This window comes from Pseudomonas sp. FW300-N2F2, from assembly GCF_017351655.1.
Classification (GTDB): domain Bacteria; phylum Pseudomonadota; class Gammaproteobacteria; order Pseudomonadales; family Pseudomonadaceae; genus Aquipseudomonas; species Aquipseudomonas fluorescens_AA.
Window position 1 is genome coordinate 2,742,659 of the sequence record NZ_JACNDQ010000001.1, and the last position, 13,929, is coordinate 2,756,587.

14 protein-coding genes are annotated in these 13,929 nt (G+C 63.7%); 3 read left to right on the top strand and 11 right to left on the bottom strand.

Annotated features, from left to right (window positions below; genetic code table 11):
- Window positions 1-89 precede the first annotated feature (89 nt).
- From J4E63_RS11815 to J4E63_RS11825, 3 genes are all read left to right on the top strand, one after another.
- The gene (locus tag J4E63_RS11815) at window positions 90-1,505 is read left to right on the top strand and encodes an MFS transporter (protein WP_192261300.1); all 1,416 of its coding nucleotides are present in this window, start codon (window positions 90-92) and stop codon (window positions 1,503-1,505) included.
- Window positions 1,502-2,776 (top strand): glucarate dehydratase family protein, encoded by a 1,275-nt coding sequence (locus J4E63_RS11820; RefSeq protein WP_192261299.1) that lies wholly within the window; start codon window positions 1,502-1,504, stop codon window positions 2,774-2,776. The genes J4E63_RS11815 and J4E63_RS11820 overlap by 4 nt, the downstream gene beginning before the upstream one ends.
- Before the next feature lie 390 nt (window positions 2,777-3,166).
- A complete protein-coding gene (locus tag J4E63_RS11825) occupies window positions 3,167-4,351 on the top strand; it encodes a porin (protein ID WP_207282070.1) in 1,185 nt (394 codons plus the stop codon).
- A 251-nt stretch (window positions 4,352-4,602) separates the two neighbouring features.
- Here J4E63_RS11825 and J4E63_RS11830 read toward each other — a convergent pair whose 3' ends face one another.
- The 11 genes from J4E63_RS11830 to nirS all read right to left on the bottom strand — a co-directional run bounded on the left by J4E63_RS11830 (window position 4,603) and on the right by nirS (window position 13,924).
- Window positions 4,603-6,099 carry a nitrite reductase gene (locus tag J4E63_RS11830; RefSeq protein WP_207282071.1) on the bottom strand — a complete coding sequence of 499 codons (1,497 nt, stop codon included), beginning with the start codon at window positions 6,097-6,099 and terminating at the stop codon, window positions 4,603-4,605.
- Window positions 6,096-6,938, bottom strand: a complete 843-nt coding sequence (gene cobA / locus J4E63_RS11835) for a uroporphyrinogen-III C-methyltransferase (protein WP_207282072.1) — start codon at window positions 6,936-6,938, stop codon at window positions 6,096-6,098. Before cobA ends, J4E63_RS11830 begins: the two co-directional genes overlap by 4 nt.
- A gap of 40 nt (window positions 6,939-6,978) precedes the next feature.
- On the bottom strand, window positions 6,979-8,157 hold the full coding sequence (gene nirJ, locus J4E63_RS11840; protein ID WP_207282073.1) for a heme d1 biosynthesis radical SAM protein NirJ: 1,179 nt from the start codon (window positions 8,155-8,157) through the stop codon (window positions 6,979-6,981).
- A gap of 114 nt (window positions 8,158-8,271) precedes the next feature.
- The gene (locus J4E63_RS11845; RefSeq protein ID WP_207282074.1) at window positions 8,272-8,841 is read right to left on the bottom strand and encodes an Lrp/AsnC family transcriptional regulator; all 570 of its coding nucleotides are present in this window, start codon (window positions 8,839-8,841) and stop codon (window positions 8,272-8,274) included.
- Entirely contained in the window at window positions 8,816-9,259 is a 444-nt protein-coding gene (locus J4E63_RS11850) for an Lrp/AsnC family transcriptional regulator (protein WP_207282075.1), read from the bottom strand. The genes J4E63_RS11845 and J4E63_RS11850 overlap by 26 nt, the downstream gene beginning before the upstream one ends.
- On the bottom strand, window positions 9,252-9,764 hold the full coding sequence (locus J4E63_RS11855; protein WP_207282076.1) for an Lrp/AsnC family transcriptional regulator: 513 nt from the start codon (window positions 9,762-9,764) through the stop codon (window positions 9,252-9,254). The genes J4E63_RS11850 and J4E63_RS11855 overlap by 8 nt, the downstream gene beginning before the upstream one ends.
- Window positions 9,761-10,219: an Lrp/AsnC family transcriptional regulator gene (locus J4E63_RS11860; RefSeq protein WP_207282077.1), complete on the bottom strand. Its 459-nt coding sequence runs from the start codon at window positions 10,217-10,219 to the stop codon at window positions 9,761-9,763. The genes J4E63_RS11855 and J4E63_RS11860 overlap by 4 nt, the downstream gene beginning before the upstream one ends.
- Before the next feature lie 2 nt (window positions 10,220-10,221).
- A complete protein-coding gene (locus tag J4E63_RS11865) occupies window positions 10,222-11,400 on the bottom strand; it encodes a cytochrome D1 domain-containing protein (protein ID WP_207282078.1) in 1,179 nt (392 codons plus the stop codon).
- Complete coding sequence (locus J4E63_RS11870) at window positions 11,397-11,726, bottom strand: cytochrome c (RefSeq protein ID WP_207282079.1); 330 nt, start codon at window positions 11,724-11,726, stop codon at window positions 11,397-11,399. Before J4E63_RS11870 ends, J4E63_RS11865 begins: the two co-directional genes overlap by 4 nt.
- Before the next feature lie 185 nt (window positions 11,727-11,911).
- Window positions 11,912-12,220 (bottom strand): c-type cytochrome, encoded by a 309-nt coding sequence (locus tag J4E63_RS11875; protein ID WP_053119574.1) that lies wholly within the window; start codon window positions 12,218-12,220, stop codon window positions 11,912-11,914.
- 24 nt (window positions 12,221-12,244) lie between these two features.
- The gene (gene nirS, locus J4E63_RS11880; protein WP_207282080.1) at window positions 12,245-13,924 is read right to left on the bottom strand and encodes a cytochrome D1 domain-containing protein; all 1,680 of its coding nucleotides are present in this window, start codon (window positions 13,922-13,924) and stop codon (window positions 12,245-12,247) included.
- Between the last annotated feature and the right edge of the window lie 5 nt (window positions 13,925-13,929).

The window sequence follows — 13,929 nt, forward strand, 5'->3', positions numbered from 1 at the left end:
GATTCAATCCAGGTATCAATCAAGTGCCAAGTTAGATTAGACGGGAACAATCCACCGCGTCCATCATCGTCCCGTTCCCCACAAAAACAATGATCGGGAGGCACCCCTTGAATAACGTAACGGACTCCACCCATGACAGCACCCTGGCGCTCGCGGCGGCCAAGGTCAAACGTCATGTACTGCCGTTGGTGGTGGTGATGTTCATCGTCAACTACATCGACCGGGTCAACATCGGTTTCGTGCGCAGTCACCTGGAAACCGACCTGGGCATCGGCGCCGCGGCCTACGGGCTCGGGGCCGGGTTGTTCTTCGTCGGCTACGCGCTGTTCGAAGTTCCGTCCAACATGCTGTTGCAACGCTACGGCGCGCGGGCCTGGCTGACACGCATCATGTTCACCTGGGGCGCGGCGGCGATGGCCATGGCCTTTGTGCAAGGTGAAACCAGCTTCTATGTGCTGCGCTTCATTCTCGGCGCCGCGGAGGCGGGCTTCTTTCCCGGCATCATCTACTACTTCACCCAGTGGCTGCCCGCCAACGAGCGCGGCAAGGCGATGGCGATCTTTCTCAGCGGTTCGGCCATCGCCTCGGTGATTTCCGGCCCGGTGTCTGGCGCCTTGCTGCACATCAGCGGGATGGGCCTGCATGGCTGGCAATGGATGTTCCTGATCGAAGGTTTTGCCTCCATCGTGCTGTGCGGGTTTGTCTGGTTCTGGCTGCAATCGCACCCGAGCCAGGCCAAATGGCTGACGGCTGAAGAGAAAGCCGTATTGATCGCCGCCATCGCCGAAGAGCAGCGGGCCCGGGAAGCCGCGCAAGTGATCAAGCCGTCGATGTTCAAGTTGCTGGCTGACCGACAGATCGCGCTGTTCTGTTTCATCTACTTTTCCATCGCCCTGACCATCTACGGCGCCACGTTCTGGCTACCGAGCATGATCAAGAAAATGGGGAGCCTGGGGGACTTCCAGGTCGGTTTGCTCAATTCCATTCCGTGGATCATTTCCATCGTCGCGATGTACGGCTTTGCCGCCCTGGCCGGTAAATGGAAATTCCAGCAGGCCTGGGTCGCGGTGACGCTGGTGATCGCTGCGTTCGGCATGTTCATGTCCACCACCGGGGGGCCGATCTTTGCCTTCGTGGCGATCTGTTTCGCGGCCATCGGTTTCAAGGCGGCGTCGGCGTTGTTCTGGCCGATTCCCCAAAGTTACCTGGATGCCCGTGTCGCGGCGGCGGTGATCGCCTTGATCAACTCCATCGGCAACCTCGGCGGCTTCGTCGCGCCCACGGCTTTCGGTTTCCTGGAACAGACCACGGGCTCCATCGAGGGCGGCCTGTATGGGTTGGCCGCCACCTCGCTTGTCGCCGCCGTGGTGATCTTTTTCGCCCGCACCGCGCCGAAGCGCGACACCCCGAACTCACTGTCCGGCCGGCCCGAAACCGTTGCCGAAGCGAATCAGCCGGAAAAATCGCAAGCCTTGAAACCTGGCCCATCGGGAGCCGCTGTATGAAGATCAAACGCGTCACCGTGACACCCATCGCTTTTCGCGATCCACCCTTGCTCAACGCCAGCGGCATCCATGAGCCGTTCGCGCTGCGCTCGATCATCGAGATCGAGAGCGACAACGGTTACATAGGCTTGGGGGAGAGCTACGGCGATGCCCCGGCCCTGGCAATCCAGCAGCAGTTGCAGAGCCAGTTGATCGGCCTGGACCCGTTCAACCTCAATCAGTTGCGGGCCATCGTCCAGGCGACCGTCGCCGCGCAGAAACCGGCCAGCGTTGCCGGTGCCGAACTGGCACCGGGCTCCCATGCGAGCAAGGCGGTGAGCAATGCCTACTCGGCGTTCGAAGTGGCCTGCCTGGATTTGCAGGCCCACTCCCTGAACGTGCCACTGGTGGACCTGCTGGGCGGCGCGATTCGCGACGAGATCCCGTTCAGTGCCTACCTGTTTTTCAAGTACGCCGAGCACATCGATTCGCCGTACCCGCCCGACAGTTGGGGCGAGGCGCTCAACGAACAGCAGATCGTCGCCCAGGCCCGGCGGATGATCCAGGACTATGGCTTCAAGAGCATCAAGCTCAAGGCCGGCGCCCTCGATCCGGAACATGAAGTGGCGTGCATCAAAGCGCTGAAACAGGCCTTTCCCGGCTACCCGTTGCGCATCGATCCCAATGCCAACTGGTCCCTGGAGACCTCGATTCGCATGGCCGAGCTGCTAGGGGATGACCTGCAGTATTACGAAGACCCGACGCCAGGGCTGGAAGGCATGGCCGAGCTGCACAAGCGCACGGGGCTGCCGCTGGCGACCAATATGGTGGTCACCGATTTCGATGAGTTCCGCCGCAGCGTGGCCCTGGACAGCGTGCAGATCGTCTTGGCCGACCACCATTACTGGGGTGGTCTGCGGGACACCCAGGCCCTGGCGAAAATGTGCAGCACCTTCGGCCTGGGCGTGTCGATGCATTCGAACTCGCACTTGGGCATCAGCCTCATGGCCATGGCCCACGTGGCGGCCGCGGTGCCGAACCTGGACTACGCCTGCGACACCCATTACCCGTGGCAGGAGCCGGATGAAGAAGTGATCAAGGGCGGCAAACTGCCGATTGTCGACGGCTGCGTGAAGATCACCCGGGCGCCTGGCCTTGGCTTGGAACTGGACCGGGATCAACTGGGCAAGCTGCATGACCAGTTCCTCAGTTGCGGTATCCGCCAGCGCGACGATGTGCGGCAGATGCAGCGCTACCGGCCGGAGTGGAAGACCGTCAAGCCGAGGTTCTGAGCTGATAGCGAGGGGGCCTGCTGCGCAGGCCAGCGGGAGCAAGCTCCCTCGCTACAAAAGCAACACGGTGCAAACCTGTGGGAGCGAGCTTGCTCGCGATAGCGTTGTGTCAGCCAACCGCATTGTTGAATGAACTGCCGCCATCGCGAGCAAGCTCGCTCCCACAATAAGCGGGACAAGCGGCCCACACCCAAAGTATCGCACCCGTCGGCAAGGCAGTCTTACACCCAAGCTGTCGCGCCCGTCGACCTCGCCGTCTTACACCCAAACTGCCGCGCCGGGCCGGCGCTGCCAAAGCATTCGCCAATTGCCTCCAAGGCAGCGTATGACGCGCCCTGGCACCTTTCGATAATCGCCTCCGACATCCCGTCCCCTGTTGCGGAGCGCGCCATGCACAACAATAAAAATACCTGCCTGCGTTTTTTGCCTGCGGTCATCGCCGGTCTTTCCAGTCTGGGCCTGACGTCTTGGGCCAACGCTGAAATCATGTTGTACGACAAAGACCAGGCCACTTTTTCCACCGACGGCTACATCAACGCCTTTTACGTCAACAGCGACGTGGACCGCGCGGGTGAGCAATACGACCGTCGGCAGGCGCGGGTCAAGATGGGCTTTTTGCCCAACTACCTGGGCTTCAACATGGGCAAGCAGGTCGATGACCTCAAGCTCGGCGCCCGGGCTTCGTTCTGGGTGACCATCAACGACAGTGAAACCAATGGCACCGACACCGCCATCGACGTGCGCCAGTTCTACGGCACCGTGGCCAACCCGGAGTGGGGCGAAGTGCTGATCGGCAAGGACTTTGGCCTGTTTGCCCGCTCCAACATCCTGCTGGACGAACTGCTCGCCGGTTATGGTCAGGTCAGCGATACCCTGGGGCTGGTGGACGGCGGTGGCGTGTCGTTCGGCAACATCGGCAGCGGTTACCCGTACCCGTTCCCGACCTCGCAGATCACCTACCGCACACCCGTGATGGACGGGCTGCGGGTGGCGGTGGGGATCATGGACCCGGTGGACACCAACGACAACAGCGCTACCGGCAAGGCCTATCAGGAAAACCCGCGCACCGAGAGCGAGATCACCTACCAGTTCGACCTGGGCGGGGCGAAGATCTACAGCTGGCTCAACGGCAGCTACCAGACCTCGGACAACACTGATTCCACCGTCGAATCGGTGACTTCCAAAGGCCTGGGGTATGGCGTGCAAGCGAAGATGGGTGGGTTGTCGCTCACCGGTTCGGGGTTCCAGGCCAAGGGTATCAACCCGTTCTTCACCAACAACGCCGGCGAAGCCACCCTGCGCAATGTCGACAGCAAGGGCTACCTGTTGCAGGGCTCGTACAAACTGGGCAAGAACCGTCTGGCGCTGTCCTACGGCAAGACCGATGACGACGGCAACGGCGTGGTAGGCAGTGGCGCCGATTACGAAACCCGGGGCATTGCGCTGTTCCACGATATCAACGACAACCTCAAGCTCGTGGCCGAGTACAACCAGTTCGAAATCAACGGCCACGACACTAGTGCGCAGAACGAAGACACCGACACCTTTGCGGTGGGCGCGGTGCTCACCTGGTAAGGGTGACCCCCTGGCTGCGCACATAACCCTGTGGGAGCGAGCTTGCTCGCGATGGGGTCAAGTCAGTCGGCATGGATGTTGACTGACCCGCCGCTATCGCGAGCAAGCTCGCTCCCACAGGATGTTTCACTGATGTACCCCTCCGATCGCTTTTGTGGCGAGGGAGCTTGCTCCCGCTGGGCTGCGCAGCAGCCCTGAGGCCTGGTGCCTCGGGTCGATTGATATTGGGGCTGCGCATCAGCCCCCTTTTTTCAGTGGGATGTCCCCTCGGCGAACTCGATCTTGTTGCCGACGTTGTACTTGCCCGAAGGCTTGTTCATGGGCAGGCGCTTGATTTCCTCGAGGGTGTTGCTGTCGTAGACGATCAGCGCGCCATCGGTGTCCCAGATACTCAGCAGCAAGTAGCGCCCGTCGCGGGTGAACTCGACGTGGGCGGCAGTCTTGCCGGGCATGGGCCGCAGGGTGTGGGCGATTTCCAGGGTCTGTTTGTCGATCAGGTGGATGGCGTCGTTGTCGGGGCCGAAGAACACATCGGTCCAGGCGTAGCGAGAGTTGGCATGGCTGCGCAGGAAGAAACCCGGCCCCAGGGTGGGGATCTGCTTGATGACTTTCCAGGTGTCGAAGTCGATCACCGAGATCAGCCCCTTGCTGATGTTGGGCGTGGCGAACACCCAGTGCCCATCGCGTTTCCAATAGGTCCCCGAGCCCAGGTGCGGCATGCCCGGCAGCGCGATGTCGGTGACGATCCGCCCTGTGTCGAGGTCGATCACCTGGCCGCCCTGGGCCTTGCGCGAGGTGGCGAGCAACTGCCGGTAATCGGGCGAGAAGGAAAAGTCGTCGAGATAATCCTCGGCCTCGATCCGCCTGGGCACGAAGTCCGGGTTCGGCCCGGTGGACAGCTCCCAGACCTCCTTCACGTCCTTCAAGGCCACGATGAAGCTGTTGCGCGGCGGCGCGGTATAGACCGCACTGACCCGCGAGGCCTGGCCGCCCAGCCCTACCGTTGCAACCGTCTTGACCAGCGACAGGTCGCGGGCATCTAGCACCACCACGTTGCCCGGCAGGGTATTGCCCACCAGCACCCAGCGCCCGTCCTTGCTCACCGCCAGGTTGCGGGTATTGAGCCCGGCCCGCACCTCGGCGATGAGCGTGAGGTTGTGCAAGTCATACAGACTGATCCAGCCGTCCCGGGAGGCGAAATAGACGAAGCGTCCGTCCGGCGAAAATTTCGGTCCGCCATGTAACGCAAAGTGTGAGGCGAAGCGCGCCAGGACCTCGAAGCGATCCCCGTCGACGATATCGACGTGATGGTCGCCAGCCTCCACCACCACGAACAGGTTCAGCGGATCGGCGTGGTGCTGGGGTTTGTCGGGCAGGGTGGCGACATCCGCCAGCAGGCGATGGCTGCGGCGAGTGTCGTCCTCGCTCCAGGTCGGTTCGACGGCAGGCGGACGTTGGAGATAATGGGTCAGGCCATCGATCTGCGCGGGCTCCAGCACCGCGCCGAATGCCGCCATCTGGCTGGCCGGGCGTCCATGCTTGATCACCTGGCGAATCTCGTCGGGTTTGATCCGGCTCAGGCTCTGGGGCAACAACGCCGGCCCGGCAGCGCCGATGCGATTGACCCCGTGGCACTGCTGGCAGTGTTGCTGGTAGTTGCGTTCGGCCAATGCCAGGTCCGGTTCAGGCGCCGAGGCAGCGTGGACGGCACCGACCCACAGCAACGGGGCAAGCCAGCCGATTCTCATGATGCCACCCTCGCGATACCGGGCTGGAGCGGTATGGCCGGGTGCAGGCGCGCCGGATGCTCCAGCAACTGATGGGCAAACAAGCCGACCACCTTGCCGATCACCGTCAAGGTCGGCAGGCCTTCGGCGCACGTCAGTGCCATCTCCGGCAATTGCTGGAGGGTGCCACGCAGGACCTGCTGGTCGGGTCGCGTGCCGTTGCTGATCAAGGCCGCCGGCGTGTCGGCCGCCAGGCCCGCCGCGATCAGCCGCGTGGCGATGGTGCCGAGGTTCGACAAGCCCATGTAGAACACCAGGGTCTGGCTGTCATCCGCCAGGCTTTGCCAGGGCAGGTTCAAGTCGCCTTCGCGTTGCAGATGACCGGTGATGAAACGACAGGAATTGACCATATCGCGATGGGTCAGGGGAATCCCGGCGTAGGTGCTGCAACCGGCTGCGGCGGTGATGCCGGGCACCACCTGGCAATCGATACCCCGGGCCAGCAGATACTCCAGCTCCTCGGCACCGCGACCGAAGATGAACGGATCACCGCCCTTGAGCCGCACCACCCGTTGGCCCAGGTCGGCCAGGTCGGCCAGCAGTTCGTTGATTTGTGGCTGGGGCAGGCTGTGGCAGCCGGCGGCCTTGCCGACGTAGTGCCGGGCGCAGGGCAGGGGGATCAGGTTGAGCAGTTGCGGGCTGATCAAGCGGTCGTAGACCACCGCGTCGGCCTGCATCAACAGGCTCCAGGCGCGCAAGGTCAGCAGGCCCGGGTCACCGGGGCCGGCGCCGACCAGGGCGACTTCACCCGGTCTGAAGGGCGATTGCAGGGCAGCGGGCAAAACGATGGAGGCAGGCATGGGACTTCCTTGGTTCGTCATCAGGTTCGCCGTCGGTTTATCAGGCGCAGGGCATCGCAACGCTGGGAATCGCGTGCAGGCCAATTTCGTCATCGTTGAGGTGGCAGCCGGGGTCCTGGCCCCACAGGTCGCCGTCGGCCCAGGCGCGGGTGCGGGTATTGCCGTTGCAGATGTCCAGCCAGCGGCATTGTCCACAACGGCCGCCCACGGCCCGTGGATGTTCGCGCAGCTTCAGCAGCAGGGCATCGGGGCGGTCTGACCAGAGTGTCTTGAACGGCGTCTGGCGCACGTTGCCCACCGAGTGCTGCCACCAGTACGTGTCGGGGTGGACCTCGCCGGTATTGTCGATGTTGGCGATGCCGCTGCCCGACGCATTGCCGCCCCAGGCCCGCAGCATCTGCTCCAGTGCGGCGTAGTGCTGGGGCATGCGTCGGGATACCCACTGCAGCAACAGGATCGCATCGGCGTCGTTGTTGCCGCTGACGAAGTCACTGTCGCGGCCCTGTTCGATGTCGTGCCAGGCTCGCTCGAAGATCAGGGTCATGGCCTCGCGACTCATTTGCTGGTGGGCATCGAGCTTGCGACTGCGCTTGCCCCGGCCGCTGTAGTTCAGATGCGACAGATAGAATTTCTGCACGTCGTACTCATCCATCAAGTCCAGCAAGCGCGGCAACTGGGCGTGGTTTTGCTGGGTGAGGGTGGTGCGCAATCCGACCCGGATGCCTTGCTCGCGGCAGAGCCGGATGGCCGCCATGGAGCTGGCGAAGCTGCCCTTGAGCTGGCGGAACTCATCGTGGGTCGCTTCCAGGCCGTCGATGCTGATGCCGACGTAATCGAAGTTCGCCGCGGCAATCTGTTGGATATTGGAGGCGTCGATCAGTGTGCCGTTGGTGGATAGGGCCAGGAAAAAGCCCTTGCTGCGGGCATAGGCACTGAGTTGGAACAGGTCGTCGCGCAGCAGCGGCTCGCCGCCGGACAGGATCAGCACGCGCACCCCGGCGTCATGCAAGTCATCGATGACCTTGAGCGCCGCCGCGGTGTCCAGTTCGTCGCGAAACACGCTGTCGGCCGACGTCGCATAGCAGTGCTTGCAGGTCAGGTTGCAACGCCTGAGCAGGTTCCAGATCACCACCGGCGGGCGGTGCTTGCCCGGTGGTGCGACGCGTGGGGCGGGGCATTGCCCGGCCAGGGCTCGCAGGTAGTGGCTGATCCTCAACATAAAGCGCTCCTTCGATTTCGATCGACGTGCGGGTTCAGCGCGGCTTGCTCCCGCGTTGTGGGAGCAAGGGTTGGTGGGAGCAAGGCTTGCCCGCGATGAAGCCGATGCGCTCCTTCATAAAACCGACGCCCCTGTTTCGCGAGCAAGCTTTGCTCCCACAGGTGTCAGGCGCAGGCCGGTTTTTTTCAGGATGCGGCTGCTCACCAGCATGTCGTCGGCGGCGCAGGCGTCCCCCAGCAGGTAACGCAGGTGTTCGCGGTAGCTGTCGATTTCTTCGCGGCTGCGGCCGTGGACCATGGCGAACAGGTTGTAGCGCCAGCCGGGCCGACGCGGCCGCCGGTAGCAGTGGCTGACGAAGGGCTGCGCCCCCAGCAGCGCGCCGAGGCGCGACATGTCGGCGTCGGCCACGTCCCAGACCGTCATGCCGTTGTGGCGATAACCCAGGCGGTAATGATTGGGCACGGCGGCGATCCGCCGGATCGCTCCTTCGGCCTGCAGGCGCTTGAGCAGGTCGAGGGTGGATTCCACGCTCAAGCCCAGTTGCTCGGCCAGCCAGGCCCAGGGGTCTTCGAGCAAGGGCAGGCCGGCCTGGGTCAGTTCCACCAGGCGCAACGCCAAGGGCGTTTCATCCAGCCGTGGCGGCGTTTGCCAGGAAGCCTCAGACGGGGAAATACAGGCCGACATGGTAGGTCTCCTCTTTGGGCAGGTTCAGCGGCACCAGGCCGGTCAGGTGTTCGATGCGCCGCAGGGTGTCGTCGATCGCCTGTTCGCTGGAGCAGGCGAGCACGAACCACATGTTCCAGGTGTGCTCGCGGCGGTAGTTGTGGGCCACTTCGGGCATGTCGGCGAGCAGCTCGGCAATGGCTTCGAAGCGCGGTTCGGGCACCGCCAGCGCCGCCAGGGTGAACGCGCCGCCCAGGCGGTCGATGTCGAACATCGGGCCGAAGCGGGTGAGTACGCCGTCGTTGAGCAGTTCGTGCAGGCGGTCGAGCAATTCAGTGCTGCTGCTGTCCAGTTCCTGGGCCAGGGCTTGCCAAGGATGGTGGACCAGCGGCAGGCCCAGTTGCAGGCGATTGATCAGGCGGCGGTCGAGGTCATCCATCGATACGGGCTCCGACCGGTGCGGCGTAACGTGCGCCGCATTGCTTGAACAGGTGCGTGCTGAACAGCAATTGGTGGGGCAGGTCGTCCAGCACGTGTTCTTCCAGCAGCGCCTGGACCTGGGCTTCGACGCGATCGCGCTGGCGACCGTGGATCATGCAGAACAGGTTGTATTGCCACTGGGGCAGGCGCCGCGGGCGCTGGTAGCAAAGGCTGATGCCGGGGGCCTGGCCGAGGCGCCGACCGACTTCATCGACCAGGGCGTCCGGCACGTCCAGCACCAGCATGGCGTTGGCGGCAAACCCCAGGGCGCGATGGTTGACCACCAGGCCGACGCGCCGGAACAGGCCCTGTTCGTGCCAGCGCTGCACCTGCTCGAGCACCTGGGGCTCGCTGGCCTCGATCTGCTCGGCCAGGGCCTGGAAGGGCCGCGATGTCAGGGGCAGGCCGGTTTCCAGTAGACGGCGCAGTGCCAGTGACTGTTGCTCGCTCAGGGCGTTTTTCATGGGGTGGCCTCCAGGGCAAAGCCCAGGTCGATGCGGTAGGCGGTGAGCATGGGCAGGTCCAGTGGCGTGAGACCGGTGTCGTGTTCCAGTTCCTGGAGGATGTTGTCCAGGTGGGCCCGGTTGGGGCCGGTCAGTACGAACCAGAGGTTGTAGCGATGCTCCCGGGCATAGTTGTGATTGACTTCCGGGTATTGGCTGACGCGTGCCGCCACCTGGTGCAAGCGGTCTTCGGGCACGGCCAGGGCGGCGAGGGTGCTGGCCCCGGCCCGGGTGTGTTCGAACACCGGGCCGACGCGCGATAATGTCCCGGCCACTTGCAGGTGGTGCAGGCAGTCGATGACCTGGGCTTCGCTGCAGCCCAAGGCCTCGGCCATGGCTTGATAGGGCTCGGCGCACAACGGCAGGCCATGCTGGAATCGATCGATCAGGCGCCGGGACAGTGAGTTGAGTGTCATGGTCAGTACCCCGGCTTGTGGGCGCGGCTGCTGAAGAAAATGCCGCTGGGGCTCAGGGCCGGCAAGCTGCCCAGGCGTTCGAGGCGATAAGGGTCCCAGACCTGCACCTGACCGCCATCCCGGGCGGACAGCCACAGTTGGTCGCCTCGGGCGGTGAACTCCATGTGCAGCACTGCCGGACCCGGCCGCAGGTCGGCGACGATGGCGTGGGTCTGGGTGTCGATGACCTGGACACGGTCGTTGTCCGGGTAGGCGAAGTTGACCCACAACTGTCGGCCATCCGGTCGCGCTGTGACGAACACCGGTTGACCGGCCACGGCGATGGCGTCGGTCTGTTGCCAGTCCTGGGCGTTCATCACCAACACTTGGTGATGCCCGACGGCGGGCACGAAGGCTTGCCGGTCGGCGATGGCCCAGCCTTCCAGGTGCGGCATCTTGTACACCGGGAGCCGCTCCTGGCCGCGCCCGTAATGCCCCAGTACCCGTTTCACCCCGCGCTCCGGGTGCCAGAGATCGAGTTGGGCCATACCGTCTTCACCGAACAGTCCGGCCATGTAATAACGCCCGTCCAGGGTGATCAGGGCGTCATAGGGTTGCTGGCCAATGGCGGTGAAACGCTCGATGCGCGGGGTGAGGCCCAGGCTGAAATCGGCGGTCCAGATTTCGCCGGTGTCGAACAGGCTGAACACGAAGCGTTGTCCTGGCGCATCCACCAAGCCCACCACCCGTGAGCGCTTTTGGCCGCCGGGCAACGGCGTGGCCGGGATGTCGGCGATCTGTTCCAGGGTCCGGGCATCGAACACCTTGACGCCGCCGGGCTCGTAGTTGGAAACGGCGATCAGTTTGCCGTCCTGGCTGATCGCGCCGCCGATGCTGTTGCCGCCCTGGATGATCCGGCGTTCGACGCGCGCACTCAGCAGGTCGACCTTGCTCAGGCCGCCATCACGGCCGAAGACATAGGCGTAGCGCTGGTCGCGGGAGAACACCACCGAGGCGTGGGACAAGTCGCCCAGGCCTTCGACGCGGCCCAGGGCGGTGCGGGTGTCGCTTTCGATGATTTGCAGGCTGCCGCTGGCGCGCTCCACCACCACGCCCAAATCGCCGGTGCCGCGCAACGGTGTCTGGGCGCAACCGCAGAGCAGCAGGGCGATGGCCGTGGAGGACAGGAAGGAACGGATCATGGGGCGGGTTTTCCTTGAAGGAGCCGGTCCACCAGCCAGCGAATGTCGTCGGGCGCAAGCAACGTTGCCCAACCGGGCATGGCGCTGCCGGGCCGTCCGAGGGTGACGGTGGCGATGAGGCTGTCGCGGGATTTTCCGGCCAGGGCTTCGTGGGTCAGGGGCGGACCGAGGCCGCCGGTCAGGTACAGGCCGTGGCAGGCGCCACAGTCCTGGTCCAGCAGGTGTTGCAATTGGATCTGGCGCTGGCTGTCGGGAGCGGCCAGCACGCAGGGCGTGGAAAGCAGGAGGAGGGCGATCATCGAAGTGATATGGCTATGTCGTTCCATGACGCTCTCCTGAATAAAATCGCACCGCTTTTGTGGCGAGGGAGCTTGCTCCCGCAGGGCTGCGAAGCAGCCCCCTGGTCTTGCCTGACACATTGAGTCGTCAGGTGGCTTTTGGGGCTGCTGCGCAGCCCAGCGGGAGCAAGCTCCCTCGCCACGGGGTCGTATCAGGCAGGTCCTGCCTGGGTTTATTTAAGGGTCAAGACCCACGCAGCGAGGATCTTGGCTTCCTCTTCCGTCACGGGGTTGGCCGGCATCGGCATCGGTCCCCAGTTGCCTTGCGTGCCTTCCTTGATGTGCTTGGCGAGCACGTCCTGGGCCCCGGCGACGCCAGCGTTTTTCGCCGCAACCTCCTTGAGCGCCGGGCCCACCACCTTGGTGTCGATGGAATGGCAGGCGGCGCAGGGTTTGCTCTTGAACAGCGTCGGGCCGTCTTGCGCCAACGCCGGCAGGCTGTAGGCGGCAGTCAAGGCCAGGGCAATCAGAATAGGCTTCATGGTTTTTCCTCTTATTGATGGGGCTCAATAGATGTCGTGTTGGGTGTTGTAGACGTTGAATTTCCCGGTCGGGGTGATCAGGCGCTTGTCCTTGATCACGTTCTTGACCTTGAGGGTCTTGTCGTCGATCACCACCAGCGCCGACTCGTCTTCCTGACCACTCCAGACCGAGAACCAGACCTCGTCGCCGGCCTTGTTGTATTCCGGTTGCACCACGCGCAGCGCGCCTTTCTCGATGCCGGCGTATTCGGCGATCGGCAGCACCGTGTAGCCGGCGTCGAGCTTGTCGATGTTGAACACCGCCACCGACTGGCTGAGCTTGGCGTCCGGGCTGAGGGTGGTGTCGACATACAGGTGGCGCGAGGCGGGGTGGGTCTTGATGAACAGCGAGCCGCCACCCTGGCCCTGGAGCGAACCGACCTGCTTCCAGGCGTATTGCGGATGCTTGATCGGGTCGGTGCCGATCATGGAAACCCCGGCGTCGCCCAAGTGGCTGGTGGCCCAGACCGGTCCATAGAGTGGGTGGTTGAAGTTGGCGCCGCGCCCCGGGTGCGGGGTCTTGCCGACATCCACCAGGGCAGTGAGCTTGCGTTCCTTGGAGTCGATCACCGCGACCTTGTTGGAGTTGTTGGCGGCCGTCATGAAGTAGCGATGGCTGCTGTCCCAACCGCCGTCATGGAGGAACGGCGCGGCGTCGATGCTGGTGATGGTGAGGTTCTTGATGTCCTGGTAGTTGACCAGCATCACCTTGCCGGTTTCCTTGACGTTGACGATGAACTCCGGCCATTCGTGAGAGGCGATGATGGCCGCGACCCGTGGCTCGGGATGGTATTGCTGGGTATCGACGGTCATGCCCCGGGTCGAGACGATCTGCCTGGGCTCCAGGGTCTCGCCGTCCATGATGGTGAACTGCGGCGGCCAGTAGGAACCGGCGATGGTGTACTTGTCCTCGTAGCCCTTGAACTTGGAGGTCTCCACCGAGCGGGCTTCGATGCCCACCTTGATTTCCGCCACCTTGGTCGGCTCTTTCGGCCACAGGTCGATCATGTCGATCTTGGCATCGCGGCCGATCACCAGCAGGTAGCGCCCCGATGCGGAGATGCGCGAGATGTGCACCGCATAACCGGTGTCGATCAGCTTGACGATCTTCTTGGTATCGCCGTCGATCAAGGCGATCTTGCCATCGTCGCGCAGGGTGACTGAAAACAGGTTTTGCAGATTGAGGTTGTTGAGCTGCCGGGTCGGACGGTCTCCGGGTTTGACCAGGACCTTCCAGGTCTTGAGGGTTTCGGCCATGCCCCATTCAGGTGGTGTCGGCGGGGTGTGCTGGATGAACTTGGCCATCACCGTGATCTGGTCTTTGGTCAGGGCGTTGGAGGTGCCCCAGTTCGGCATGCCGGCGGCGGAGCCGTAGGTGATCAGCGCCTCCAGGTAGGCCTGGCCGCGGGACTGGGTGATGTCGGGTGTCAGCGGTTTGCCGGTGGCGCCTTTGCGCAAGACCCCGTGGCAGCCGGCGCAGCGCTGGAAATAGATTTCCTTGGCCGAGTCGAAGTCGGCCTGGCTCAGGTCCGGCGCGCCTTCGGTCTTGACCACGCGGGACGGTTCCGGCGTGGTGGGTTGGTCGGCGAAGGCGTAGGGAGCAACCAGCGCTGTACACAGCGCCGTCACCCTCGGGGCCCACGTTTTTTTGTGGCTGATCAGCATTCCAT

Excerpts from the sequence above, each read along its gene's own strand:
- J4E63_RS11850 (WP_207282075.1), bottom strand. The coding sequence starts at position 9,259 with ATGGATGACCTCGACCGCCGCCTGATCAATCGCCTGCAACTGGGCCTG.
- J4E63_RS11825 (WP_207282070.1), top strand. The coding sequence starts at position 3,167 with ATGCACAACAATAAAAATACCTGCCTGCGTTTTTTGCCTGCGGTCATC.
- J4E63_RS11865 (WP_207282078.1), bottom strand. The coding sequence starts at position 11,400 with ATGATCCGTTCCTTCCTGTCCTCCACGGCCATCGCCCTGCTGCTCTGC.
- J4E63_RS11845 (WP_207282074.1), bottom strand. The coding sequence starts at position 8,841 with ATGTCGGCCTGTATTTCCCCGTCTGAGGCTTCCTGGCAAACGCCGCCA.
- J4E63_RS11855 (WP_207282076.1), bottom strand. The coding sequence starts at position 9,764 with ATGAAAAACGCCCTGAGCGAGCAACAGTCACTGGCACTGCGCCGTCTA.
- nirS (WP_207282080.1), bottom strand. The coding sequence starts at position 13,924 with ATGCTGATCAGCCACAAAAAAACGTGGGCCCCGAGGGTGACGGCGCTG.
- J4E63_RS11830 (WP_207282071.1), bottom strand. The coding sequence starts at position 6,099 with ATGAGAATCGGCTGGCTTGCCCCGTTGCTGTGGGTCGGTGCCGTCCAC.
- J4E63_RS11860 (WP_207282077.1), bottom strand. The coding sequence starts at position 10,219 with ATGACACTCAACTCACTGTCCCGGCGCCTGATCGATCGATTCCAGCAT.
- J4E63_RS11870 (WP_207282079.1), bottom strand. The coding sequence starts at position 11,726 with ATGGAACGACATAGCCATATCACTTCGATGATCGCCCTCCTCCTGCTT.
- cobA (WP_207282072.1), bottom strand. The coding sequence starts at position 6,938 with ATGCCTGCCTCCATCGTTTTGCCCGCTGCCCTGCAATCGCCCTTCAGA.
- J4E63_RS11820 (WP_192261299.1), top strand. The coding sequence starts at position 1,502 with ATGAAGATCAAACGCGTCACCGTGACACCCATCGCTTTTCGCGATCCA.
- nirJ (WP_207282073.1), bottom strand. The coding sequence starts at position 8,157 with ATGTTGAGGATCAGCCACTACCTGCGAGCCCTGGCCGGGCAATGCCCC.
- J4E63_RS11875 (WP_053119574.1), bottom strand. The coding sequence starts at position 12,220 with ATGAAGCCTATTCTGATTGCCCTGGCCTTGACTGCCGCCTACAGCCTG.
- J4E63_RS11815 (WP_192261300.1), top strand. The coding sequence starts at position 90 with ATGATCGGGAGGCACCCCTTGAATAACGTAACGGACTCCACCCATGAC.